This is a genomic window from Sphingobium sp. WTD-1, from assembly GCF_030128825.1.
Lineage (GTDB): Bacteria > Pseudomonadota > Alphaproteobacteria > Sphingomonadales > Sphingomonadaceae > Sphingobium.
Genome location: NZ_CP119127.1, coordinates 1,198,481 through 1,219,887, shown reverse-complemented (window position 1 = coordinate 1,219,887; position 21,407 = coordinate 1,198,481). Strand labels below are relative to the sequence as shown.

32 protein-coding genes are annotated in these 21,407 nt (G+C 62.0%); 4 read left to right on the top strand and 28 right to left on the bottom strand.

All coding sequences use genetic code 11. The features are described from left to right. Window positions 1-23 precede the first annotated feature (23 nt). The 4 genes from N6H05_RS06045 to N6H05_RS06030 all read right to left on the bottom strand — a co-directional run bounded on the left by N6H05_RS06045 (window position 24) and on the right by N6H05_RS06030 (window position 2,523). The gene (locus tag N6H05_RS06045) at window positions 24-407 is read right to left on the bottom strand and encodes a hypothetical protein (RefSeq protein WP_284113084.1); all 384 of its coding nucleotides are present in this window, start codon (window positions 405-407) and stop codon (window positions 24-26) included. Window positions 408-471: 64 nt separating this feature from the next. Continuing rightward, window positions 472-981, bottom strand: coding sequence for a helix-turn-helix domain-containing protein (locus N6H05_RS06040; protein ID WP_284113083.1), 510 nt, complete (start codon window positions 979-981; stop codon window positions 472-474). 246 nt (window positions 982-1,227) lie between these two features. Then, a complete protein-coding gene (locus N6H05_RS06035; protein WP_284114180.1) occupies window positions 1,228-1,911 on the bottom strand; it encodes a hypothetical protein in 684 nt (227 codons plus the stop codon). Between the two features lie 225 nt (window positions 1,912-2,136). Continuing rightward, the gene (locus tag N6H05_RS06030; protein ID WP_284113082.1) at window positions 2,137-2,523 is read right to left on the bottom strand and encodes a PH domain-containing protein; all 387 of its coding nucleotides are present in this window, start codon (window positions 2,521-2,523) and stop codon (window positions 2,137-2,139) included. Between the two features lie 148 nt (window positions 2,524-2,671). Here N6H05_RS06030 and N6H05_RS06025 point away from each other — a divergent pair, with 148 nt between their 5' ends. From N6H05_RS06025 to N6H05_RS06015, 3 genes are all read left to right on the top strand, one after another. Then, a complete protein-coding gene (locus N6H05_RS06025) occupies window positions 2,672-3,226 on the top strand; it encodes a nuclease (protein ID WP_284113081.1) in 555 nt (184 codons plus the stop codon). 31 nt (window positions 3,227-3,257) lie between these two features. Continuing rightward, complete coding sequence (locus N6H05_RS06020) at window positions 3,258-3,851, top strand: hypothetical protein (RefSeq protein WP_284113080.1); 594 nt, start codon at window positions 3,258-3,260, stop codon at window positions 3,849-3,851. Between the two features lie 331 nt (window positions 3,852-4,182). After that, complete coding sequence (locus N6H05_RS06015) at window positions 4,183-5,844, top strand: hypothetical protein (protein WP_284113078.1); 1,662 nt, start codon at window positions 4,183-4,185, stop codon at window positions 5,842-5,844. A 68-nt stretch (window positions 5,845-5,912) separates the two neighbouring features. Here the strand turns inward: N6H05_RS06015 and lepA are convergent, their stop codons facing one another. Then, window positions 5,913-7,718 carry a translation elongation factor 4 gene (lepA, locus tag N6H05_RS06010; RefSeq protein WP_284113077.1) on the bottom strand — a complete coding sequence of 602 codons (1,806 nt, stop codon included), beginning with the start codon at window positions 7,716-7,718 and terminating at the stop codon, window positions 5,913-5,915. A 152-nt stretch (window positions 7,719-7,870) separates the two neighbouring features. Between lepA and N6H05_RS06005 the strand changes: the two genes are divergently transcribed. Next, window positions 7,871-8,641, top strand: coding sequence for a CsgG/HfaB family protein (locus N6H05_RS06005; RefSeq protein WP_284113076.1), 771 nt, complete (start codon window positions 7,871-7,873; stop codon window positions 8,639-8,641). Between the two features lie 36 nt (window positions 8,642-8,677). On the opposite strand, the gene N6H05_RS06000 is transcribed toward N6H05_RS06005, so the two are convergent. The 23 genes from N6H05_RS06000 to rplD form a co-directional block, all read right to left on the bottom strand. After that, window positions 8,678-9,721, bottom strand: coding sequence for an acyltransferase family protein (locus tag N6H05_RS06000; protein WP_284113075.1), 1,044 nt, complete (start codon window positions 9,719-9,721; stop codon window positions 8,678-8,680). A 113-nt stretch (window positions 9,722-9,834) separates the two neighbouring features. Further along, window positions 9,835-10,389, bottom strand: a complete 555-nt coding sequence (locus tag N6H05_RS05995) for an SRPBCC family protein (protein WP_284113074.1) — start codon at window positions 10,387-10,389, stop codon at window positions 9,835-9,837. A 38-nt stretch (window positions 10,390-10,427) separates the two neighbouring features. Next, window positions 10,428-11,084 (bottom strand): adenylate kinase, encoded by a 657-nt coding sequence (locus tag N6H05_RS05990; RefSeq protein ID WP_284113073.1) that lies wholly within the window; start codon window positions 11,082-11,084, stop codon window positions 10,428-10,430. A 46-nt stretch (window positions 11,085-11,130) separates the two neighbouring features. Further along, a complete protein-coding gene (secY, locus tag N6H05_RS05985; protein WP_125988488.1) occupies window positions 11,131-12,477 on the bottom strand; it encodes a preprotein translocase subunit SecY in 1,347 nt (448 codons plus the stop codon). A 195-nt stretch (window positions 12,478-12,672) separates the two neighbouring features. Beyond that, on the bottom strand, window positions 12,673-13,203 hold the full coding sequence (gene rplO / locus N6H05_RS05980) for a 50S ribosomal protein L15 (protein WP_004208702.1): 531 nt from the start codon (window positions 13,201-13,203) through the stop codon (window positions 12,673-12,675). Window positions 13,204-13,339: 136 nt separating this feature from the next. Next, complete coding sequence (gene rpmD, locus N6H05_RS05975; RefSeq protein WP_010337294.1) at window positions 13,340-13,519, bottom strand: 50S ribosomal protein L30; 180 nt, start codon at window positions 13,517-13,519, stop codon at window positions 13,340-13,342. 5 nt (window positions 13,520-13,524) lie between these two features. Continuing rightward, the gene (rpsE, locus tag N6H05_RS05970; RefSeq protein ID WP_004208704.1) at window positions 13,525-14,235 is read right to left on the bottom strand and encodes a 30S ribosomal protein S5; all 711 of its coding nucleotides are present in this window, start codon (window positions 14,233-14,235) and stop codon (window positions 13,525-13,527) included. Window positions 14,236-14,237: 2 nt separating this feature from the next. Next, window positions 14,238-14,603: a 50S ribosomal protein L18 gene (gene rplR / locus N6H05_RS05965; RefSeq protein WP_284113072.1), complete on the bottom strand. Its 366-nt coding sequence runs from the start codon at window positions 14,601-14,603 to the stop codon at window positions 14,238-14,240. Between the two features lies 1 nt (window position 14,604). Then, window positions 14,605-15,138, bottom strand: a complete 534-nt coding sequence (rplF, locus tag N6H05_RS05960) for a 50S ribosomal protein L6 (protein WP_004208706.1) — start codon at window positions 15,136-15,138, stop codon at window positions 14,605-14,607. Then, window positions 15,138-15,533 carry a 30S ribosomal protein S8 gene (gene rpsH / locus N6H05_RS05955; protein WP_004208707.1) on the bottom strand — a complete coding sequence of 132 codons (396 nt, stop codon included), beginning with the start codon at window positions 15,531-15,533 and terminating at the stop codon, window positions 15,138-15,140. The genes rplF and rpsH overlap by 1 nt, the downstream gene beginning before the upstream one ends. A 12-nt stretch (window positions 15,534-15,545) precedes the next feature. Then, window positions 15,546-15,851: a 30S ribosomal protein S14 gene (rpsN, locus tag N6H05_RS05950; RefSeq protein ID WP_004208708.1), complete on the bottom strand. Its 306-nt coding sequence runs from the start codon at window positions 15,849-15,851 to the stop codon at window positions 15,546-15,548. A 50-nt stretch (window positions 15,852-15,901) separates the two neighbouring features. Beyond that, window positions 15,902-16,474, bottom strand: a complete 573-nt coding sequence (gene rplE, locus N6H05_RS05945; protein ID WP_004208709.1) for a 50S ribosomal protein L5 — start codon at window positions 16,472-16,474, stop codon at window positions 15,902-15,904. Beyond that, window positions 16,474-16,785, bottom strand: coding sequence for a 50S ribosomal protein L24 (gene rplX, locus N6H05_RS05940; protein ID WP_004208710.1), 312 nt, complete (start codon window positions 16,783-16,785; stop codon window positions 16,474-16,476). Before rplX ends, rplE begins: the two co-directional genes overlap by 1 nt. Continuing rightward, window positions 16,785-17,153, bottom strand: coding sequence for a 50S ribosomal protein L14 (gene rplN, locus N6H05_RS05935; protein WP_004208712.1), 369 nt, complete (start codon window positions 17,151-17,153; stop codon window positions 16,785-16,787). The genes rplX and rplN overlap by 1 nt, the downstream gene beginning before the upstream one ends. A 168-nt stretch (window positions 17,154-17,321) precedes the next feature. After that, the gene (rpsQ, locus tag N6H05_RS05930) at window positions 17,322-17,585 is read right to left on the bottom strand and encodes a 30S ribosomal protein S17 (protein ID WP_004208713.1); all 264 of its coding nucleotides are present in this window, start codon (window positions 17,583-17,585) and stop codon (window positions 17,322-17,324) included. Window positions 17,586-17,597: 12 nt separating this feature from the next. Next, window positions 17,598-17,801 carry a 50S ribosomal protein L29 gene (rpmC, locus tag N6H05_RS05925; protein ID WP_004208714.1) on the bottom strand — a complete coding sequence of 68 codons (204 nt, stop codon included), beginning with the start codon at window positions 17,799-17,801 and terminating at the stop codon, window positions 17,598-17,600. A 3-nt stretch (window positions 17,802-17,804) separates the two neighbouring features. Further along, a complete protein-coding gene (gene rplP, locus N6H05_RS05920; protein WP_004208715.1) occupies window positions 17,805-18,236 on the bottom strand; it encodes a 50S ribosomal protein L16 in 432 nt (143 codons plus the stop codon). A gap of 21 nt (window positions 18,237-18,257) precedes the next feature. After that, on the bottom strand, window positions 18,258-18,953 hold the full coding sequence (rpsC, locus tag N6H05_RS05915; RefSeq protein ID WP_004208716.1) for a 30S ribosomal protein S3: 696 nt from the start codon (window positions 18,951-18,953) through the stop codon (window positions 18,258-18,260). Between the two features lie 4 nt (window positions 18,954-18,957). Continuing rightward, entirely contained in the window at window positions 18,958-19,344 is a 387-nt protein-coding gene (rplV, locus tag N6H05_RS05910) for a 50S ribosomal protein L22 (RefSeq protein ID WP_004208717.1), read from the bottom strand. Beyond that, a complete protein-coding gene (rpsS, locus tag N6H05_RS05905; protein ID WP_004208718.1) occupies window positions 19,344-19,622 on the bottom strand; it encodes a 30S ribosomal protein S19 in 279 nt (92 codons plus the stop codon). The genes rplV and rpsS overlap by 1 nt, the downstream gene beginning before the upstream one ends. A 5-nt stretch (window positions 19,623-19,627) precedes the next feature. Continuing rightward, on the bottom strand, window positions 19,628-20,464 hold the full coding sequence (rplB, locus tag N6H05_RS05900; protein ID WP_004208720.1) for a 50S ribosomal protein L2: 837 nt from the start codon (window positions 20,462-20,464) through the stop codon (window positions 19,628-19,630). A 10-nt stretch (window positions 20,465-20,474) separates the two neighbouring features. Then, window positions 20,475-20,789, bottom strand: coding sequence for a 50S ribosomal protein L23 (locus N6H05_RS05895; protein ID WP_004208721.1), 315 nt, complete (start codon window positions 20,787-20,789; stop codon window positions 20,475-20,477). Beyond that, window positions 20,782-21,405: a 50S ribosomal protein L4 gene (gene rplD / locus N6H05_RS05890; RefSeq protein WP_004208722.1), complete on the bottom strand. Its 624-nt coding sequence runs from the start codon at window positions 21,403-21,405 to the stop codon at window positions 20,782-20,784. The genes N6H05_RS05895 and rplD overlap by 8 nt, the downstream gene beginning before the upstream one ends. Window positions 21,406-21,407 lie beyond the last annotated feature (2 nt).

The window sequence follows — 21,407 nt, the reverse complement described above, 5'->3', positions numbered from 1 at the left end:
TCCTGCCGTCCGGTCCGGTCGCGTCAGGCGACCAGGCGCAGGGCGTCGGCCTGCTTTTCTTCCAGCGCGCTCCACGGGCTGTAGCAGCCGTCGGCGCGTTCCGCCTGATTGGTCTTCATGCGGATCTTGGTCGCCTCCAGATGGGCGCCCAGCAGTTGCTCGCGGCTCTGCATCATCGTGTCGATGCAGCCATGGAAGCGCTTGAACAGCTTCTGTCCCTGTTCGGGGGCCAGGCCGATGGTGCGGGCGGTGTCGATCATGTCGGCGCTCATCCGCAGCGTATGGGCCAGAACATCGTCCAGCTTCACATAGGCATCGCGGACCTGACCGCTCAGGGTGAAGAAGGTGTCGTCCGACATGTGCATTTCGCTCTTGGCGGCGCGCTCGGCGCGGCGGGGATTGGACATGGCAAGGCTCCCTTTTCAGGCCAGCGCTCGCTGGCCCATCAGATGGTTGGATTGTTGGAGACCGTCAGCCGAACAGATGATTGAGCCAGTACCCCATCGTGATCAGCGCGGCCAGGGAGCCCCCTGCCCATAGCGCGACCCGGAAGATGGTCGTCAGGATCTGCCATCGATTCAGCCCATGCGGTTCCCCTCCCATGGTTGCCAGAATCCGGTTACCCAATTGGCGCAAACGACCCTTTTCCTGCCGCTCTGCACCAGCCGGGATGTCGCCGGTCCGGGTCGGCCTGTTTGGTGCCGACGCCTCCTTCTCACCCCCCATCGCCGGTTCAACAAGCGGCTCCGGCTTTAATTCAAATTGCTTGAATTGCGTATTTTTCTCGGCCTCCACCAATATCCGGGCCGCTTCGCGCCGATCCTTCGCGCCCAGCGCCACGGTCGCGCGGTAGACATATTGATCGACCGTACCGGGAGTCAGCGATGTGCGCTGCGCGATCTGCTTGGAGGTATAGCCCTGTGCCACCAGCCGCAGGCATGCCCGCTGATTATCGTCCAGACTGGCAACCGCATTCGACATTCCAACCCCTCTGATCGTCCACAGGGAATCATGCCCCGGAACGGATGTAAACTTCTTCTATGATCAATTTTTTATGATGCCGGCCAAGCCGTTGATTTATATTAGATACCCTTCATCCATATCGATGAGACGAAAAAGGCGACGCCAGCGGGCATCGCCTGTTTCCGTTAGGGAATCCAGTCATGACATGACTCGACCCGCCATCGCTGCAATCGGAACCCCGGATAGCGCCCCGAAAGGCGCCGCCTACAGTTCCAGGCCGATCAGCGTTCCGCTGCCGATCCGGTCGACATAGCGCTTGCCATCGACCTCCAGCCAGTCCGGCGTCACCTCCAGCCGGCGCCCGTTGATCGTGGTGCGCAGATGCTCGACCGCGATCCGGTTGCGCGCCACGATACGCAGCACGCACAAGCCATCGCCGCGCGCGGCCATCATCGAATAGCGGTCGCCACGCAGCAGGAAATGCCAGCTTCCGTCATGCGGCTTCCATTCATTGCCATCGATCACCTGCATCGGCGTGCCGTCCGCCGCGCCCAGCCGCACGCTGATCCGCGTCGCCCCCATCGACCGGCGCGGTGGCGCGAAGATCAGGATCGGTTCGCCGTCCAGGGTGATGGGAATCGGCGTGTCGCGCAGCAGCCGCGATCCACCGACGATGAGTTGCGGCAATTCGTTGGAGAAAGGCAGGCGATCGCGCGCAAAGTGGCGCTGGCGCACCACCGGATTGGCATGGAAGCTGTGGACCTGATTCGCGGTCAGCCGCCCCTCTTCCACCAATCCATGGCAGGTGGGGCAAAGCAGCGTCGCCCCCGGCCCGTCAGGCAGCCCCAGATAGCGATAGATGGTCACGCCGCAGCGGACGCAGGCAAAGCCACAGGCCTGCCGGATCTCGGCTCGCTGATCAGCCGTCAGTTCCGGCAACAGCGGCATTACGCGCAAACCCACCATCTAGGCGCCCCTTATCTCGCGCCGCCCGCCTGATGCGGATCGACGTTGCTTGTTCCTGGCGTCCTCGTGCGGGTGGAAAGCTCTGCCGGCTCCTGGGCTCCTATTGGTTAAAATAAATGCGTCCAAGTCAAGGGCCTAGACATTATGTTCGACAAGAAACTGCGGACAAGTGCGCCTTTTCCTTGCGCACGACCTCACATCGGCCGGTCAGCGCTGGGGCAGAAGATCCAGGTTGCGCGCCGCCGCGATCGCCCGGATACGGCCCGGTCGCGGCATGTTGCGAACTGCAATTTCCGCTACGTCACCGGCGCTGAACAGCTCGACATTGCCGACGTCGAACAGACGCTGGCCCAGCGTCTGGGTGATGCGCACGCTGCGAATGCTGCTCAGCGCGATCTCGGTCCGCTGCTTCGCCAGCAGCCCCCGCTCCAGCAGCACCTCCCGTTCGCTCAGCGCCAGCCGCTCGCCCTTGTGCAGCACCCACCACACACCGATCGCCAGAATGCCAACCACCGATATCAGCAGCAGCAGGAACAGAAAGGGATGCGCCCGGACCATCGCCGGATGCTCGTCATATAGCCATGGTTCGCTCACGCCGTCTCCCTCGTCTGGCTCCAGCGGTTTTTCACCATGGCCCCGCTCCAGCGTCAAGGCATCGCCCGGCCTGGCACGCTGCCGGCACTGTGGTTAACCAAAAATTTCCCAATATTTGCATATAATAGCACCCGATTGGGGATGAATCATGGCCTATAGCCTTCATGATATTGGTGACGAAGACCAGGACCGGTCCGGCCATTGGCTCAATGAAAAACAGGACGAGCGCCGGGCCATCATGCCATTGCGCCTCATCCTCATCGCCCTGCTGATGGGGGCGCTGCTGCTGGTCCTGATGCGCCATGTGCTGCCTGCTACGTCGGCGCCAGCCACGCCAGCAGCCGAAGCCCCTGCCACCATTTCCGTCCGCTTTGCCGCCTGTGAAGACCTCGATGGCCAGGCCTGCGTCCTGTCGAATGATAGCTATGCCTATCAGGGCCGCCGCTACCATCTCGCCGACATCAGCGCACCGCGACTCGAGGGCGCCGCCTGCCCGCAGGAGGCCGCACTCGCCCGCGCCGGCCGCACCGCATTGCAGGGCATGATGAATGGCGGCAGCTTCGAAGCTCACCCCGACCCGGCAGACAGCGATCCGGACGCGCGCATTCTGGTCCGCGACGGCGTCTCGCTCGGCCAACTGCTCATCCTCAAACATTATGCCCAACCCTGGTCGAACCGGCCGATCGACTGGTGTGCGCACTGAGGCCTGTCCTACATGTAACCATATAGGTTATATGACAGACATGAGCTCGATCCCTTCACCCCCTTCGCCCTGGCCGACATCGCCTGATGCTGCGGCCGCTGCCCCAACCCAGCCCAATGCCCTGGTCGATTTCCAGCCCGTCCCCCGGCGCGGTCGGCACGATGGCTGGACCGTGGCGCGACAACGCATCTTCATCGCGGCACTGGCCGATTCCGGCTCGGTCACCCATGCCGCGGCCCAGGCCGGCAAATCGACCGTCTCCGCCTATCAGTTGCGCCTCGCGCGCAATGCGGAATCCTTTGCCGCCGCCTGGCAGGCCGCACTGGATCAGGGCGTGCGCCGACTGGAGGATATCGCCATGGAGCGCGCCATCCATGGCGTCGAAGTGCCGGTCTACAGCTATGGCAAGCTGGTCGGCACCCAGCGGGTCTATAATGACCGGTTGCTGATGTTCCTGCTGCGGTGCCGCGCGCCCGATCGCTTCACGCCATTGTCGCCGGCGCATGCGAGTCACAAGGCACTCACGCCCGATCCCAATAGCGGCCCCGGCAGCCCCGCGGCGATCGCCGCGGTTGAGCGCGTCCGTCAGGAAATCCGGCGACGGCGCGCGCTGGCGGGCAATTAGCCCGACAATCAGAGCCTGAACGCCTGAGGCAGCGACATCTCGCGCATTCACGAAAATGTGATTCAGGCTCCATTCTTTGTTTTCAGGCCATGATTCAGAGGCCCTTTGAGAAAGTCGGTAGCAGCCCGCTACCGTACTGAAAAATCGCCCTTTCGCGATTTTTCCAATCAACTCTCAGACTGCAGTCCGATTCATGCAGAACGACCGATGCCTTGGCCATCAACGAATAAACTGATTATGATGTTGCCTTACCTCGCCTGAAAATAAATAATGATGCGTTGATAATATTATATCAACTTCGTAATTTTCAGGAAAATACGGGGGTAAACCTGTGATAATATTACGAAAATATGCAAAGGTATCTGCATATATTTCAATAGCTCTAGCAGCAATTACGCCAGAAACATCATTTTCGACTACACCCGTAACGATATCCAATTCCTCCGATGCCGAACTGAAGCGCCTCTTGAAGCAGGCCAGTGACGCCCGGCTTGACGCGGAAGACGCGCTGCGACGGGCCAAGGCAACAGAAGCCGAACTGAACAGACTTCTGTCGGACCGGAACGATGCTCCAGTCCTCGCCGCATCAGCTGCCCCCTCACCTCCTCCCCCATCACCGCAATCACCTGCAAGAATGGACTGCATTGTCGGCTATGCCGGCTGCGCAGGGGTTGCGCCCGGATATGATCTGATGGCCTATCCCTACAGGGACGGTGAAGACCGACCCCAATGGGCGGAGACCCGACTCACCAATTTCATCGAGACGGAGGCGCAGAAGAAGGGGAAGAAAAGGGAGATCAGCTTCGCCAGCATCGACCAGCCCTTCACCTCACGCATCTCGCTGGCCAAGGGGGATGAGGCAATGGATGCGCAATATAGCTTCCCCTTATCCCGACGCCGCATCTCTCAGGGCAATGGATTCCGACCGATAACCTCCAGCCTTGGCCTGGGCTTCTCCGCGGCCTTTGATCCCGACAACAAGAAGGTTGGCCTGATCGCCAGAAATGGCAGCTATTCGGACGATCAACTGGCGATCACATTGACCTTCGGTCGCCAGCGCTATCCAGTCATTCCCAGCCACGATGCGGAGAATTCCGCTGAGAGCCGGGCGAAGAATTTCGCCAACGCTTTGATCCGGCGCTGCGAAGAGGCGATGGCAGCCAAAACCGATCATTTCGATACCACATCAGCCAGACCGCTGGGATGCAGCGATACGGACCTGCTTGCCTGGTCCTTCGATCCCGACGCCACCGACCGTTACAAGGCCAATGTCGCCGCCTATAACCAGGCCTTCTGGGAACCGAGTGCCAAGGCCCTTCCCGAGCTTGGCTGGGGCTTCACTGCCACGATGGGGATGCAGAATTTCAAATATATCCTGCCCGACAGCTTTGCACCGGGTATTGTCATCGACCCGCAGACCCCCAAGCTGCTTAGCACATTGCTCGCCAAATCTGACGATGGGTCCAAACCCGATTTGGGTCAGCGCGAAGCGCGGCGCTTCTCGCCATCGCTGGGGGCTTATGCCTTCCGCCATTTCGAGGGGAAGGCCTGGCTGTTCGATGGCTTGCTGATCCGCCCCTCCGCCACGGTCGCGCGTCGCTGGGACATTGATGATGCGTTCAAAGGGCAGGAATATTGCGCCATCAAGCTTGCGACGATTGGCGAATGCAAGACATTCAATACCATGGCGCCGAAAGCCAATTGGTCGTTCGAGCCGGCCCTGAACATACGGACCCGGTTTGACCTCGGTTGGGGCAAGGACAATCTATCCCGTTATTTTGGAACGATCGGCCTGTCCCCGACCATTACCTATAATAGTCACAAGGACAGCTATCGTCTTGCGGCCCCCGTCTATCTTGCGGCCGACAAGGATGGCAACCTGACCGGCGGCATCCAATTCGCCCGCGATTGGGGCAATGCCAATCCCGATAAAAATGAAAGCGTGTGGTCGATCTTCCTCTCGACGGCGTTCAGCATGAACGGCGCGAAATAGACTGACGCCTGATCGCGCCCGACGCCATCCCGTCACAGGGACAAGGCGTCGGGCGCCATGTCATAACCTCAATTCTCGTCGCCCATGCGCAGCGCGGCGATGAAGGCTTCCTGCGGAATCTGGACGCTGCCATATTCGCGCATCCGCTTCTTGCCTTCCTTCTGCTTCTCCAGCAGCTTCTTCTTGCGGGTGATGTCGCCGCCATAGCATTTCGCCGTGACGTCCTTGCGCATCGCCGCGATGGTCTCGCGCGCGATCACCTTGCCGCCGATCGCCGCCTGGATCGGGATCTTGAACAGGTGGCGGGGGATCAGATCCTTCAGGCGCTCGCACATATGGCGGCCGCGCGCTTCGGCGGCGCTGCGGTGGACGATCATCGACAGCGCATCGACCGGCTCGTTGTTGACGAGGATGCTCATCTTGACGAGGTCGCCCTCGCGCGTGCCGATCTGATGATAGTCGAACGACGCATAGCCACGACTGATGCTCTTCAAGCGATCATAGAAGTCGAACACCACTTCGTTGAGCGGCAGTTCATAGGTCACCTGGGCGCGGCCGCCGACATAGGTGAGGTTCTTCTGGATGCCGCGACGATCCTGGCAGAGCTTCAGGATCGAGCCGAGATACTCGTCGGGGCAATAGATCACCGCCTCGATCCAGGGCTCCTCGATCATCTCGATATGATTGGGATCGGGCATGTCGGCCGGATTGTGCAGGTGAAGGGTGCGACCATCCTTCATGTGCATCTCATAGACCACCGACGGCGCCGTGGTGATCAGGTCCAGATCATATTCGCGGCTCAGCCGCTCCTGGATGATTTCCAGGTGAAGGAGGCCGAGGAAGCCGCAGCGGAAGCCGAAGCCGAGCGCGGCTGAAGTTTCCATCTCGAACGAGAAGCTGGCGTCGTTGAGGCGCAGCTTCGAGATGGATTCGCGCAATTTCTCGAAATCATTGGCGTCGACCGGGAACAGGCCGCAGAACACCACCGGCTGCACTTCCTTGAAGCCCGGCAGCGGCTTGGCGGCGCCATTCTTCACCGTGGTGATCGTGTCGCCGACGCGGGTCTGGGCGATTTCCTTGATCTGCGCGGTGATGAAGCCGATCTCGCCGGCGGCCAGTTCCGGCAGCGCCTCGATCTTGGGGCGCATGCAGCCGACGCGATCGATCAGATGTTCGGTGCCGCCGATCATGAACTTGATCGCCTGCCCCTTCTTGATGACGCCGTTGACGACGCGCACCAGGATGACGACGCCCAGATAGGGGTCATACCAGCTATCGACCAGCATCGCTTCCAGCGGCGCGTTGCGGTCGCCCTTGGGCGGCGGGATCTTGGTGACGATCGCTTCCAGGATATCGTCGATGCCGATGCCCGACTTGGCGCTGGCCAGCACCGCTTCCGACGCGTCGAGGCCGATCACTTCCTCGATTTCCGCGCGCACCTTTTCCGGCTCGGCGGCGGGCAGGTCGATCTTGTTCAGGACGGGCACGATCTCATGGTCATGCTCGATCGACTGATAGACGTTGGCCAGCGTCTGCGCTTCCACGCCCTGCGCGGCGTCGACGACCAGCAAGGCGCCCTCGCACGCGGCCAGCGACCGCGACACTTCATAGGCGAAGTCGACATGGCCCGGCGTGTCCATGAGATTGAGCTCATAGGTCTCGCCATTCTTGGCGGTATAGTCCAGGCGCACGGTCTGCGCCTTGATGGTGATCCCGCGCTCCTTCTCGATGTCCATGTTATCAAGGACTTGCGCGCTCATCTCACGGTCGGTCAGGCCGCCGGTGCGCTGGATCAGGCGATCGGCCAGCGTCGACTTGCCATGGTCGATATGCGCAATGATCGAAAAGTTTCGGATATGGGACAGGTCGGTCATCGGCGCCCGATAGCAGCAGTTTCAGGCGCTGTCAGCAGGATCGCGCATGCCGGTGTGCGGACATGACACTATCCTGCCACTATGATAGGCTCCTGAAAAATACCCGGGTCGCACGACATTCTCTCGATCAGACAGAAACGGGGTTAAGAAAAATGCGTGTATTGAAGATGCTGACTGCAGCTGCGGTCTGCCTTGGCTCAACCGCACCGCTCGCCATGGCCGCCGAAAAGGGCTCGTCGGCTCGCCAGGAGCAGTCGCGGAAACAGGCGGAAATCCCGCACTGCACCAAGCGACTGGGCACCGTCGCGATCGTCGAGCCCGACAATCAGTGGTGGCGCGAACTCAATCTGGGCAGCCCCGAGGCGATCCTGAAGATTTTCGTCCAGCAATCGGGCTGTTTCGGCCTCGTCAATCGTGGCCGTTCCATGGCGAACCGCAACATGGAACGCGCCATGGCTGACAATGGCGAATTGCAGGCCGGCAGCAATCTGGGCCGCGGCCAGGTGAAGGCGGCGGATTATTTCCTGGAGCCCGACATCGTCTCCTCCAACCGCAATAGCGGTGGCAATTCGCTGGGCGGCGTACTGGGCGGCTTCATGGGTGGTAGCACCTGGGGCCGGATCGCCGGCGGCATCAACGTCAAGAAGAGCGAGGCCAATGTCACGCTTTCGGTCGTTAATGCCCGCACCACCGAGGAAGAGGCGCTGACCGAAGGCTATGCCCGCAAGTCTGACCTCAGCTTCAATGCCAGTGGCGGTTCGAGCTGGTGGGGTGGTTTCGCCGGTGCAGGCGGCGGCGGTTACCAGAATACCGAAATCGGTCAGGTGATCGTACTCGCCTATCTCGACGCCTATACCAAGCTGGTGACCCAGTTGGGTGGCCTGCCCGACAATGCGGCGGCGGCAGCACCGGTCGCGCAATAAGAATGATAAGGGGCGTTGCTGCATATAGCAGCGCCCCTATCCGCTGGGTGCTGTTTCCGCGATGGCGGCGGGCGCCTGTCGCCGTTTCTTCCACCAGCGCAGGATGATCTCCCCCGCCGGTCGCTCGACCAGGCGGTTGATCAGCGTGCCAAGCGTCAGCGCGACGAGGAAGGCGGCGGCAAAGCCGATCCAGGGACTGTAGCCGGCCCTGGCGATTTCCAGCATGATGACGAAACCGACATGCTGGTGGATCAGGTAGAAACTGTAGCTGATCCCGCCCATCCAGACGAGCGGCCGGATCGCCAGGAAGCGCAGATGATTGCGGATCAGCGCTGCGAAGGTCACCATCAGCACCAGGCCGACAATGGTCACGTCCCATGTTTCCATGGTCGCGATCGACAGCAGGGCGAGCGCGGCATAGGGGGCCTGCTGCTGCCAGCTGCGTTGCCGAGCCCATATGCGGTAGGCCAGCATGCCGATGATGAAGAAGGGCGTATAGCGCAGCACCAGCAGCATCACGACCCGTTCGGGCACGATGTCGGGCCAGAGCTGCATGACCCAGCGCAGGATCAGCCAGACCACCAGCGTCGGTTCCAGATGCCGCAGGCCGATCCATTTCCAGATCGAGACCATGCAGAAATAGAAGGCGATCTCCACCGTCAGCGTCCAATAGGCGCCATCCACTTCGGGAATGAAGGCAAAGCCCTGGAGCATCGTCAGATTGGCGAGAATCGCAAAGGGGCCGACCAGCAACTGGGTTGCCTGCGCCAGATATTCGATCGACAGCGTCACCAGCATCGCCACCAGATAGGCGGGGTAGAGGCGGGCGAAGCGGTTGACGATGAAGTCGGCGACCGTGCCGATCCGATCCAGCGTGAAGAAGATCGCAAAGCCGGAAATGGTGAAGAACAGCAGCACGCGGTAATTGCCGCCGGGGAAACTGAAGGGCACATGGCTGGCCTGCGGGAACAGCTCATGGAAGCGGGTCGAATAATGGAAGACCAGCACGCACAAGGCGCCGATCCCGCGCAACGCGTCCAGCTCCGTCAGCCTTGTCCGCTTCGGCTTCGTTTCGACCATGATGCTTCATAGCAATGATGGAGCAACGAATGGGATATTTTCTTGGTTAATATCCCAGCCACCTATGGCGAATGATGGCCGGGCAATCCCGTTCTGGAACGACTGCCACCCGATCAGCGTGCGTGGGTGTCCGCGACTCGTTTCAACCCGTCGAGCTGCTCCACCAGCACCTTGTCGACGATCGGCGCAATCGGCGCCAGACCACCGCGCATATAGCCGCCCACCGAATAGGTCAGCGTCACGCGGCTACCGCCCGGCGCGGCCGCTATGGCGAAATCCAGCACGCCGGTCACGGCCTCGCTCTGCAACGGCCCCAGAGCGCCGCTCAGGCGCAATCGCTGGCCCGGCGCGGCATAGATGACCCGCGCATGTTCGATGCTGCCGGAGGGCTCCTTTCCGCTCTTGTCGGGAAGGGTCTCGCAGAAGCAGCCGCCAGCCTTCGCCTCCAGCACCATGTTGCGCGCATCACCGCTATAAGTGTGGGCGCTGTTCCACCAGCGCCCCGGCTCCGCCAGCAGCGCATAGGCCGCGTCGGGCGCCACGGCCACGTCCACGCTCGCCTGCACGACAAAGCCGGCATCGCTGCTGGCAACCACCCCACCCTGTCCGGGCGCGGCTGCCAGCGCCATGCCGGCGCCTGTCAGTATCGATCTGATTGGATAGGCCATGTCCCCTCCCCGCCTTGTCGTCGGGGAGGGAGAATAGCTCAGGCCGGAACGCCGTCCAAGATGGCGACGATCGCGCCGCTGACGTCGTTCATGTCGGCCATGCCGTCGACGCGGCTGACGATGCCGCGCGCTTCGTAGATCGGCAGGATCGGTGCGGTCTTGGCACGATATTCGGCCATGCGGGTGCGCACCGTTTCCTCATTGTCATCCGGACGACGCTTGAACTCATGCCCGCCGCACTTGTCGCAGGTACCCTCGACCTTGGGCTGCTTGAAGGCGTCATGATAGCCTTCGCCGCAGGTCGCGCAGGTGAAGCGGCCGGTGATGCGCTCGACCAGCGCATCCTCGTCCACTTCCAGCTCGATCACATGATCGAGCGTGCGGCCGCGATCGGCCAGGATGGTGTCGAGCGAATGGGCCTGGGCCTCGGTCCGCGGATAGCCGTCGAAGATCACGCCGGTATCGGCCGACAGCGCATCGAGCGCTTCGCCGATGATGCCCGACACGACCTCGTCCGGCACCAGCGAACCCGATTCCATCAGCGCCTTAGCCTGCAGGCCGACCGGAGTCCCCGCCTTGACCGCAGCCCGCAGCATGTCGCCGGTCGACAGCTGAACCATGCCACGGCTGTCGACGAGCCGCGTGGCCTGGGTGCCCTTGCCGGCACCCGGAGGACCAAGCAGAATGATATTCATTGCGCGCATTCTCCCCTTATTCTTGCGCTAGCCTGTCTGCGCCCCCTTAGCGCAGACGGCCCTTCAGCTTCGCCTTCTTGATCAGATCCCCATATTGATGGGCAAGCAGATGGCTCTGAATCTGGGTCACGGTATCGACCGTAACATTGACCACGATCAGCAGGCTAGTCCCACCAAGGTAGAAGGGAATTCCCGCCCGGGCGATGGCAAATTCCGGCACCAGACAGATGAAGGCCAGGTAGGCGGCCCCGATCACGGTGATCCGGGTCAGGACATAATCGAGATAATTCTCGGTATTCTTGCCCGGACGGATGCCCGGAATGAAGCCGCCATTGCGCTTCAGATTGTCGGCCGTCTCTTCCGGATTGAACACCACGGCGGTGTAGAAGAAGCAGAAGAAGACGATGCCCAGGCCATAAAGGGCCATATAGAAGGGGCTGCCGTGCGACAGATACTGGTTGATCGTCAGCACGATGCTGCTCCAGCGACTGTCGTCGTCCGCCTTCACGCCCATGAACTGCGAGATGGTCAGCGGCAGCAGCAGCAGCGAGCTGGCGAAGATCGGCGGGATCACGCCGGCGGTGTTGACCTTCAGCGGCAGATGGCTGCGATCGGCCTGCATCAGGCCCTGGCGCGTCTGGCGCTTGGGATACTGAATCAGCACCCGGCGCTGCGCGCGCTCCATGAAGCAGATGAAGGCAATCAGACCAAAGCCCAGCACGACGACCAGGAAAATGACCAGGCCCGAGATCGAGCCTTCGCTGCCCGACTTGAACAGGTTGCTCAGCGTCACCGGCAGCTGGGCGACGATACCGGCCATGATGATCAGGCTGGTGCCGTTGCCGATGCCGCGCGAGGTGATCTGCTCACCCAGCCACAGCAGGAACATGGTGCCGCCGATCAGCGAGATGATCGCCGAGACGACGAACAGCATGCCGGGGTCCACGACCACGCCCTGCGCCTGCCAGTTGGCGGCGGCGGCATAGCCCTGCACGGCGGTCAGGCCGACGGTGCCATAACGGGTATATTGGTTCAGCTTCTTGCGGCCGCTTTCGCCTTCCTTCTTGATCGCCGCGAGCTGCGGCGAGAGGGAGGCGGCCAGCTGCACCACGATCGACGCGGTGATATAGGGCATGATGCCGAGCGTGATGAGGCTCGCGCGCGACAATGCACCACCCGAGAAGGTGTTGAAGATGTCGAGGATGCCACCGGCCGACTTCTGCGACCAGGCCGCGAGCGCGGTGGGATCGATACCCGGCAGCGGCACGAAGCTGAGGAAGCGGAAGACGATCAGCGCGCCGAGGGTGAACCACAGGCGCTTCTTGAGGTCGGTCGCCTGGCTGAACTTCGCGAGGCTGAGATTGGATGCGAGCTGGTCGGCTCTCGATGCCATTGTGGCTGCCCTTCAAATCATTCTTGCCGGAGCCATCGGGCTCCGTGGCGGAATCGCTACCCCCTTAGCGGGGCGGGAAGACCATGTCGAACGGGAGTTGCCGCCGTTGCGACGAACATATGCTCCCCCCGATACACATAGCCCCGCCAACCCATATCGGGCAGCGGGGCCGTGCTTGCAAGTCTCGGGCGAGACTTAGGCCTTGGCGGCCTTCTTGGCGGCAAGGGCGGTGCCCTTCTTCGCCTTGGCCTTCTCGGCTGCCGGGACGACTTCGATCACGTCCAGCTTGCCACCGGCCTTGGCGACCGCTTCGACGGCGCTCTTCGAGGCACCGGCGACCAGGAAGCTGACCTTGGCGGTCAGTTCGCCCTTGGCGAGAACGCGGACGCCATCCTTGCCACCACGGGCCAGGTTGGCTGCCTTGAGCGCGGCATGGTCGATGACGGCAGCGGCGTCCAGCTTGCCGGCGTCGATCGCGGCCTGCACTTCACCCAGGTTCACGATCGCATAATCGTTGGCGAAGATGTTGTTGAAGCCGCGCTTCGGGATGCGCATGTGGAGCGGCATCTGGCCACCCTCGAAGCCGTTGATGCTGACGCCCGAGCGTGCCTTGGCACCCTTCTGGCCGCGACCGGCGGTCTTGCCCTTGCCCGAGCCGATACCGCGGCCGACGCGCATACGACCCTTGCGGGCACCGGCATTGTCGTTGATTTCGTTCAGTTTCATGTTCGCACTCGCTTTCGCTTTTGTCGCGCTGATCCCGTGCGGGATCATCTAAAGGAAGCGCCCGTTAGCGCTTCCGCTGAAAAAACGAAAGAGGGGTTTCCCCCTCTTTCGCTTCATTTCGTCGGATCGAAAGGGCTTAGCCCTCGACCACTTCCACCATGTGGGGGAGCTTCTTGATGGCACCGCGGACTTCCGCCGTGTCTTCCAGCTCGACCACGCGATGCATCTTGCCAAGGCCCAGGCCGATCAGAATCTTCTTCTGGCTTTCGGGGCGACGGATCGGCGAACCGATCTGCTTGATCTTGATCTTCGCCATGTCAGTTACTCCGCAATCGCTTCGGCGTCAGCCTGCGCGACTTCGGCCGAGGCACCACCGCGACGCAGAAGGTCAGCGACCTTCTTGCCACGACGCTGCGCCACCGACTTGGGGCTGGTCTGCTCGCCCAGCGCCGCGAAGGTCGCACGGATCATGTTGTAGGGGTTCGAGGTGCCGTTCGACTTGGTCACGACGTCAGCGACGCCGAGGCTTTCGAACACGGCGCGCATCGGACCGCCGGCGATGATGCCGGTACCGGCCGGAGCCGAACGGACAGTCACCTTGCCAGCACCGAAGTGGCCGAGGCCGTCATGGTGCAGGGTGCGGCCTTCCTTCAGCGGAACGCGAACCATGGCCTTCTTGGCCGAAGCGGTCGCCTTGCTGATGGCTTCAGGCACTTCGCGCGCCTTGCCATGACCGAAACCGGCGCGGCCCTTGCCGTCGCCGACGACGACCAGAGCAGCGAAACCGAAGCGCTTACCGCCCTTGACGGTCTTCGAGACGCGGTTGATGTGAACCAGCTTCTCGATCAGCTCTTCGCCCTGTTCCTCGTCACGGTTGCCGCCACGGCGGTCGTCGCGACGGCCACGGCCGCCACGCTCGCCACGGTTGCGGTCACCGCCACGGCCACGGCCACGGCCGGGACCACGACCTTCGGTCTGAGCCTCGGCACCCTCGACGGGCGCGACGACTTCGTTGGTGTTTTCGTCAGCCATGATCAGAACTCCAGCCCGCCTTCACGGGCGGCATCGGCCAGCGCCTTGACGCGGCCATGGAACAGGAAGCCACCGCGGTCGAACACGACCTTGGTGACGCCGGCCGCCGTAGCAGCGGCAGCGACGCGCTTGCCGACATCGGCAGCGGCTTCGGAAGAGGCGCCGGTCTTGCCCAGAGCCTTCGAGCCAACATCCTTGTCCAGGGTCGAAGCGGCGGCGACGGTGCTACCGGCGACGTCGTCGATGATCTGGGCGTAGATGTGACGGCCCGAACGATGGACGCTGAGGCGCGGGCGGGTGCCCGAAACAGCCTTGAGCGCGGTGCGAACGCGGCGACGACGCCGCGCGAAGAGGGAAAGCTTAGCCATCTTACTTCTTCTTCCCTTCCTTGCGGAAGATGAATTCGCCGGCGTACTTGATACCCTTGCCCTTATAGGGTTCGGGCTTGCGCCAGCGGCGGATCTCGGCGGCGACCTGGCCTACCTGCTGCTTGTCGATGCCGCTGATCTCGACCGTGGTGTTATCCGGGGTCTTGATCTCGATGCCTTCCGGAATCTCGAAATCGACGTCGTGGCTGTAGCCGAGCTGCAACTTCAGGGTCTTGCCCTGCGAGTTCGCACGGTAGCCGACACCGGTGATCAGCAGCTTCTTCGAGAAGCCCTGGGTCACGCCGGTGATCAGGTTCTGGATCAGGGTACGCTGCATGCCCCAGAAAGCGCGCGCGCGCTTGCCGTTGTTGGCGGGCTTTACAGCGATGCTGCCTTCTTCGACGGTGTAGGTCACTTCGTCGGCCAGCGGCATGGCGAGGGTGCCCTTGGGCCCCTTCACCGACAGCTGACCGTCAGCGATCGACGCGGTCACGCCCGCAGGCACGGTGACCGGCTTCTTGCCAGTGCGGCTCATCAGAACACCTCCGCCAGCACTTCGCCGCCGACATTCTGTTCACGCGCTTCGGCGTCGGACAGAACGCCCTTGGGCGTCGAGACAATGGTGATGCCCAGGCCGTTGCGGATCACCGGCAGTTCCTTGGAACCGGAATAAACGCGGCGACCAGGCTTGGACACGCGGGCAACATGCTTGATCGCAGGCTGGCCCTCGAAATACTTCAGCTCGATGCGCAGGCCGGGGTGATTGCCGAGGGTTTCCTCGGAATAACCACGGATATAGCCTTCGCGCTGCAGCACGTCGAGCACGCGGGCACGGAGCTTGCTGGCGGGGGACACAACGCTGTCCTTCTTCGCCTGCTGCCCGTTACGGATGCGGGTGAGCATATCACCCAGGGGATCGGTCAATGCCATCTCAAATGATCCTTACCAGCTCGACTTGGTGACGCCGGGGATCAGGCCCTTGTTGGCCAGATCACGCAGCTGCACGCGGCAGAGACGGAATTTGCGGTAGTAAGCGCGCGGGCGGCCCGTCAGTTCGCAGCGGTTGCGAATGCGGGTCGGGTTGCCGTTGCGGGGGACTTCCGCCATCTTCAGACGCGCAATCAGACGCTCGGTGTCGTCGAGAGCGGTATCGGCTGCGATCGCCTTGAGCTTCGCATAGCGGCCGGCATACTTCTTCACCAGCTTCTTGCGGCGCTCGTTCTTGTTGATCGAACTCAGTTTCGCCATGACTTAAGTTCTCTTCCTTAGCTTAAGCGTTGGGAGAGAAGCGGGGCCTGTTAGGCCGCCTGCTTCTCTTCAATCGGGAAGGGGAAGCCGAAGAGGCGCAGCAGTTCGCGCGCTTCGTCGTCAGTCTTCGCCGTGGTGGTCACGATGATGTCCATGCCACGCACCTTGTCGATGCGGTCATAGTTGATCTCGGGGAAGATGATCTGCTCCTTGATGCCGAAGGCATAGTTGCCACGGCCGTCGAAGCTCTTCGGGTTGAGACCACGGAAGTCGCGCACGCGCGGCAGGGCAATGTTGATCAGGCGATCAAGGAATTCATACATGCGCTCGCGGCGCAGCGTGACCTTGGCACCGATCGGCATGCCTTCACGCAGCTTGAACTGCGCGATCGACTTCTTCGCCTTGGTGATGACCGGCTTCTGGCCGGCGATCAGTTCCATTTCCTCGGCGGCCGAAGTGACCTTCTTCTTGTCCTGCGTGGCTTCACCGACGCCCATGTTGAGCGTGATCTTCTCGATCTTCGGGATTTCCATCACATTCTTGTAGCCGAACTTCTCGACCATCGCCTTCACGATGGCGTCGTCGTAGATCGACTTCGAGCGCGGAATATACTTGTCGGCCATTACAGCACCTCACCGGACTTGACGGCGACGCGGACCTTCTTGCCGTCGCGGTCCTCGAAACGGACGCGGGTCGGCTTGCCATCCTTGTCGGCGACAGCGACGTTCGAAATGTGCATCGGGGCCGGCTTGCGGTCGATGCCACCCTGCGGGTTCGACTGGTCGGGCTTGCGATGCTTCGCATGCACGTTGATGCCTTCGACCAGGACCTTGTCGTCCTTGGGCATCACCTGGAGGACGGCGCCGGTACGGCCCTTGTCCTTGCCAGCCAGGACGACGACCTTGTCGCCCTTCTTGATCTTAGCAGCGCTCATTACAGCACCTCGGGAGCGAGCGAGATGATCTTCATGTGCTTCTTGGCGCGCAGTTCGCGAACGACCGGGCCAAAGATACGGGTGCCGATCGGCTCCTCGTTCTTGTTGATAAGCACAGCGGCATTGCCGTCGAAGCGAATCACGCTGCCATCAGCGCGACGCACGTCCTTGGCGGTGCGCACGATGACGGCGCGATGCACGTCACCCTTCTTCACCTTACCGCGCGGAGCAGCTTCCTTGACGGAGACGACAATGATGTCGCCCACGCCGGCGAAACGCCGCTTCGAGCCGCCCAGCACCTTGATGCACTGGACGCGCTTGGCGCCGCTGTTGTCCGCGACGTCAAGATTGGATTGCATCTGGATCATGGATCCGGTTCCTTCTTATTTGGCCTACCGGGACTATCCCGGCGGTTCCGAATTTCGTGAGTCGACCCGGTGAATCGAAATGCACGAAGCGCGGGCCTGTACCTCCTCCCGAAGGAAAAGGCCAGCCCCGCGTCCGAACTTTTTCGACTCTAGAGTCGGTGACTGCCCTTAGGCCGCCGATTCCGGCGACTTGTGGGTGTCCACACGCTCGATGACCTTCCAGGTCTTGAGCTTGGAAATCGGAGCGGTCTCTTCGATACGGACCGTTTCGCCTTCCTTGTAGACATTGCCCTCGTCATGGGCATGGTACTTCTTCGACCGGCGGATGATCTTGCCGTAGAGCGCATGCTTAACCTTGCGCTCCACGCGAACCACCACCGTCTTGTCGGTCTTGTCGGAAACCACCGTTCCCGTCAGCACGCGCTTGGGCATCGTGTGTTTCCTTTACTTCGCGGCCGAGCGCGAACGCTCGGTCTGCAGGGTCTTGATCTGCGCGATCGAACGACGGACTTCACGAACGCGGCTGGGCTTTTCCAGCTGGTTGGTGGCCGCCTGGAAACGCAGATTGAACTGCTCGCGCTTCAGGTTGTTCAGCTCGGTCGACAGCTCGTCGTCCGACTTGGTCTTGAGGTCTGCAACGTTGGCCACAGCTTAACCCTCCAGGTGCGAGGTGTCGCCGAGGCGGGCAACGACCTTCGTCTTGATGGGCAGCTTCATCGCGGCGCGCGAGAAGGCCTCTGCTGCGAGCGGACCGGGAACGCCGTCCAGTTCGAACAGGATACGGCCGGGAGCGACGCGAGCCGCCCAATATTCGACCGAACCCTTGCCCTTGCCCTGGCGGACTTCAGCCGGCTTCTTGGTGACCGGAACGTCGGGGAACACGCGGATCCACAGACGACCCTGACGGCGCAGGTGGCGCTGGATCGCGCGGCGAGCCGCTTCGATCTGGCGCGCGGTGATCCGCTCGGGCTCCAGAGCCTTGAGACCATAGGCGCCGAAGTTCAGCGCAGTGCCGCCCTTCGCATCGCCCTTGATCCGACCCTTGAAGGTCTTGCGGAACTTCATCTTCTTCGGTTGCAGCATGACGCTATTACCTTCTTATTCTCAGCGCGCCGGGCGCACGCCGGAGGTCTGAGCCTCCAGCATCAGCCGGTCGGTAGCCATCGGATCATGGCCGAGGATCTCGCCCTTGAAGATCCAGACCTTGATGCCGCAAACGCCATAGGCGGTGTGGGCCGTGGCTTCGGCATAGTCGACGTTCGCACGCAGGGTGTGCAGCGGAACGCGGCCTTCACGATACCATTCGACACGCGCGATCTCCGCGCCGCCCAGACGGCCGCCGCAGGTGATCTTGATGCCTTCGGCGCCCAGACGGAGAGCCGACTGCACCGCACGCTTCATGGCGCGACGGAAGGCAACGCGGCGTTCCAGCTGGTCGGCGATGCCCTGTGCGACGAGCTTCGAATCGATTTCCGGCTTGCGGATTTCGACGATGTTCAGCGACACGTCCGACGAGGTGAAGGCACCCAGCTTCTTGCGAAGCTTTTCGATGTCTGCACCCTTCTTGCCGATGATGACACCGGGACGGGCAGCGTAGATCGACACGCGGCACAGCTTGGCCGGACGCTCGATCACGACCTTCGAGATCGCGGCCTGCGGCAGGTTCTTCATGATGTACTGGCGGATCTTGAGATCTTCCAGCAACAGGCGACCATAGTCGGCGCCTTCGGCGAACCAGCGGCTGTCCCAGGTACGGTTGATCTGCAGACGCAGACCGATCGGGTTGCTCTTGTGACCCATGTGCTTACGCCTCCGCTTCTTCGCCAGCTTCACGCACGACGATGCGCACGCGGCTGAAGGGCTTGAGGATCCGGGTCGACTTGCCGCGGCCGCGAGCGTGGAAGCGCTTCAGGGTGAAGCTCTTGCCTACCGATGCTTCCGCGACGACCAGAGCGTCGACGTCCAGATTGTGGTTGTTTTCCGCGTTGGCGATGGCCGAAGCCAGCACCTTGCGCACGTCGACAGCCATCGCCTTCTTCGAGAAGGCGAGGATGTTGAGCGCGTCCTCGACCTTGCGGCCGCGGATCAGCGTGGCGACCAGGTTCAGCTTTTGGGCCGAACCACGGATCTGCGTGCCGACGGCGAGCGCTTCATTGTCGGCGACGCGACGGGGAGCCTTTTCCTTGCTCATTAGCGCTTGCCCTTCTTGTCGGCAGCGTGACCGGGGAAGAAGCGGGTCGGAGCGAATTCGCCCAGCTTGTGACCCACCATATCCTCGTTCACGAGAACCGGAACATGCTTGCGGCCGTTATAGACGTTGAACGTCAGGCCAACGAACTGCGGCAGGATGGTCGAACGGCGCGACCAGGTCTTGATCGGACCCGAGCGGCCATTGCTTTCCTGCGCGACTTCCGCCTTCTTCAGAAGGCTGAGGTCCACGAACGGACCTTTCCAGACGGAACGAGCCATCTCGCTTACCTCTTCTTCTTCGCGTGGCGGCTACGGATGATGAACTTGTCCGTTGCCTTGTTGTGACGGGTGCGCGCACCCTTGGTCGGCTTGCCCCACGGGGTGACCGGGTGACGGCCGCCCGAGGTCCGGCCTTCACCACCACCATGCGGGTGATCGACCGGGTTCTTCGCAACACCGCGCGTCAGAGGACGGATGCCGTTCCAACGGTTGCGGCCAGCCTTGGCAAGGTTGGTGTTGCCATTGTCGGGGTTCGACACGGCGCCAACGGTGCCCATGCAGTCCGAACGGATGTAGCGCTGCTCACCCGACGACAGACGCACCATGACCATGCCACGGTCGCGACCGACCAGCTGGGCATAGGTGCCTGCCGAACGGCAGAGCTGTGCGCCCTTGCCCGGCTTCATCTCGATGTTGTGGATGATCGTGCCGACCGGCATCTGACCCAGTTCCATCGCATTGCCCGGCTTCACGTCGGTCTTCTTGCCCGCGATGACCTTGTCACCGGGCGCCAGACGCTGCGGCGCAATGATGTACGCCTGCGTGCCGTCGGGATAGTTGACCAGCGCGATGAAGGCGGTGCGGTTGGGGTCATATTCCAGACGCTCGACCGTGCCTTCAACGTCCCACAGGCGACGCTTGAAGTCAATGATACGATAGCGCTGCTTGTGACCGCCACCGATACCACGCGAAGTGACATGGCCCTTGTTGTTACGACCACCGGTCTTGCGCTTGCCTTCGGTCAGCGCCTTGACAGGCTTGCCCTTGTGCAGGCTCGACTTGTCGACGAGGATCAGGCCGCGCTGGGCCGGGCTCGTCGGATTATAGTGCTTGAGTGCCATCTATCTCGCCTCAAATACCGGTGGTGACGTCGATGGACTGACCTTCGGCCAGCGTGACGATCGCCTTCTTCACGTCGTTGCGCTTGTAGGGCTTGCCCTTCCAGCGCTTGACCTTGCCCTTCTGCACCAGCGTGTTGACCGCCTTGACGGTCACGCCGAACAGCGCCTCGACGGCAGCCTTGATCTCAGGCTTCGATGCGTCGTTGGCGACCTGGAAAACAACGGCGTTGTTTTCCGAGAGAAGGGTCGACTTCTCGGTGATGACCGGCGCGACAACGACGTCGAAGTGACGGTTGTCCACGGTCGCGGCTTCTTTCTTAGCCATTGAAACGGGCCTCCAGCTTTTCGACCGCGGCGCGGGTGAGCACCAGCGAGTCGGCCTTCAGGATGTCGTAGACGTTGGCACCAACGGCCGGCAGCAGGTTGACGCCGACGATGTTGGCCGAAGCCTTGGCGAAGCTGACGTTCACGGCGTCGCCGTCGATGAACAGAACCTTGTTCAGGTTCAGCTTGGCCAGGTTGGCGACCAGCGCCTTGGTCTTGCCTTCGGCTACGTCGAGATTGTCGAGAATGATCAGCGAACCATCCTTGACCTTCGACGACAGCGCCATCTTCAGACCCAGCGCGCGAACCTTCTTGTTCAGCGAGGGGTTGAAGTCGCGAACGCGGGCACCGTGAGCCTTACCACCGCCAATGAAGACGGGAGCGCGGCGATCGCCGTGACGAGCGGTACCGCCGCCCTTCTGGCGACCGAACTTCTTGCCGGTGCGAGCGACATCCGAACGCTCGCGCGTGCCGCGGGCAGTGCCACGACGCTTTTCGAGCTGCCAGGTGACGACGCGGTGCAGAATGTCGGCGCGGGGCTCGAGGCCGAAAACGGCATCGTTGAGCTCCAGCTCACCGGCAGCTGCGGCGTCGAGGGTCTGTACATTGACCTTCATGG

Coding starts and splice junctions, on each gene's coding strand:
- N6H05_RS06045 (WP_284113084.1), bottom strand. CDS start 407: ATGTCCAATCCCCGCCGCGCCGAGCGCGCCGCCAAGAGCGAAATGCAC.
- N6H05_RS06040 (WP_284113083.1), bottom strand. CDS start 981: ATGTCGAATGCGGTTGCCAGTCTGGACGATAATCAGCGGGCATGCCTG.
- N6H05_RS06035 (WP_284114180.1), bottom strand. CDS start 1,911: ATGCCGCTGTTGCCGGAACTGACGGCTGATCAGCGAGCCGAGATCCGG.
- N6H05_RS06025 (WP_284113081.1), top strand. CDS start 2,672: ATGGCCTATAGCCTTCATGATATTGGTGACGAAGACCAGGACCGGTCC.
- N6H05_RS06020 (WP_284113080.1), top strand. CDS start 3,258: ATGACAGACATGAGCTCGATCCCTTCACCCCCTTCGCCCTGGCCGACA.
- lepA (WP_284113077.1), bottom strand. CDS start 7,718: ATGACCGACCTGTCCCATATCCGAAACTTTTCGATCATTGCGCATATC.
- N6H05_RS06005 (WP_284113076.1), top strand. CDS start 7,871: ATGCGTGTATTGAAGATGCTGACTGCAGCTGCGGTCTGCCTTGGCTCA.
- N6H05_RS06000 (WP_284113075.1), bottom strand. CDS start 9,721: ATGGTCGAAACGAAGCCGAAGCGGACAAGGCTGACGGAGCTGGACGCG.
- N6H05_RS05995 (WP_284113074.1), bottom strand. CDS start 10,389: ATGGCCTATCCAATCAGATCGATACTGACAGGCGCCGGCATGGCGCTG.
- N6H05_RS05990 (WP_284113073.1), bottom strand. CDS start 11,084: ATGAATATCATTCTGCTTGGTCCTCCGGGTGCCGGCAAGGGCACCCAG.
- secY (WP_125988488.1), bottom strand. CDS start 12,477: ATGGCATCGAGAGCCGACCAGCTCGCATCCAATCTCAGCCTCGCGAAG.
- rplO (WP_004208702.1), bottom strand. CDS start 13,203: ATGAAACTGAACGAAATCAACGACAATGCCGGTGCCCGCAAGGGTCGT.
- rpmD (WP_010337294.1), bottom strand. CDS start 13,519: ATGGCGAAGATCAAGATCAAGCAGATCGGTTCGCCGATCCGTCGCCCC.
- rpsE (WP_004208704.1), bottom strand. CDS start 14,235: ATGGCTGACGAAAACACCAACGAAGTCGTCGCGCCCGTCGAGGGTGCC.
- rplR (WP_284113072.1), bottom strand. CDS start 14,603: ATGGCTAAGCTTTCCCTCTTCGCGCGGCGTCGTCGCCGCGTTCGCACC.
- rplF (WP_004208706.1), bottom strand. CDS start 15,138: ATGAGCCGCACTGGCAAGAAGCCGGTCACCGTGCCTGCGGGCGTGACC.
- rpsH (WP_004208707.1), bottom strand. CDS start 15,533: ATGGCATTGACCGATCCCCTGGGTGATATGCTCACCCGCATCCGTAAC.
- rpsN (WP_004208708.1), bottom strand. CDS start 15,851: ATGGCGAAACTGAGTTCGATCAACAAGAACGAGCGCCGCAAGAAGCTG.
- rplE (WP_004208709.1), bottom strand. CDS start 16,474: ATGGCCGACAAGTATATTCCGCGCTCGAAGTCGATCTACGACGACGCC.
- rplX (WP_004208710.1), bottom strand. CDS start 16,785: ATGAGCGCTGCTAAGATCAAGAAGGGCGACAAGGTCGTCGTCCTGGCT.
- rplN (WP_004208712.1), bottom strand. CDS start 17,153: ATGATCCAGATGCAATCCAATCTTGACGTCGCGGACAACAGCGGCGCC.
- rpsQ (WP_004208713.1), bottom strand. CDS start 17,585: ATGCCCAAGCGCGTGCTGACGGGAACGGTGGTTTCCGACAAGACCGAC.
- rplP (WP_004208715.1), bottom strand. CDS start 18,236: ATGCTGCAACCGAAGAAGATGAAGTTCCGCAAGACCTTCAAGGGTCGG.
- rpsC (WP_004208716.1), bottom strand. CDS start 18,953: ATGGGTCACAAGAGCAACCCGATCGGTCTGCGTCTGCAGATCAACCGT.
- rplV (WP_004208717.1), bottom strand. CDS start 19,344: ATGAGCAAGGAAAAGGCTCCCCGTCGCGTCGCCGACAATGAAGCGCTC.
- rpsS (WP_004208718.1), bottom strand. CDS start 19,622: ATGGCTCGTTCCGTCTGGAAAGGTCCGTTCGTGGACCTCAGCCTTCTG.
- rplB (WP_004208720.1), bottom strand. CDS start 20,464: ATGGCACTCAAGCACTATAATCCGACGAGCCCGGCCCAGCGCGGCCTG.
- N6H05_RS05895 (WP_004208721.1), bottom strand. CDS start 20,789: ATGGCTAAGAAAGAAGCCGCGACCGTGGACAACCGTCACTTCGACGTC.
- rplD (WP_004208722.1), bottom strand. CDS start 21,405: ATGAAGGTCAATGTACAGACCCTCGACGCCGCAGCTGCCGGTGAGCTG.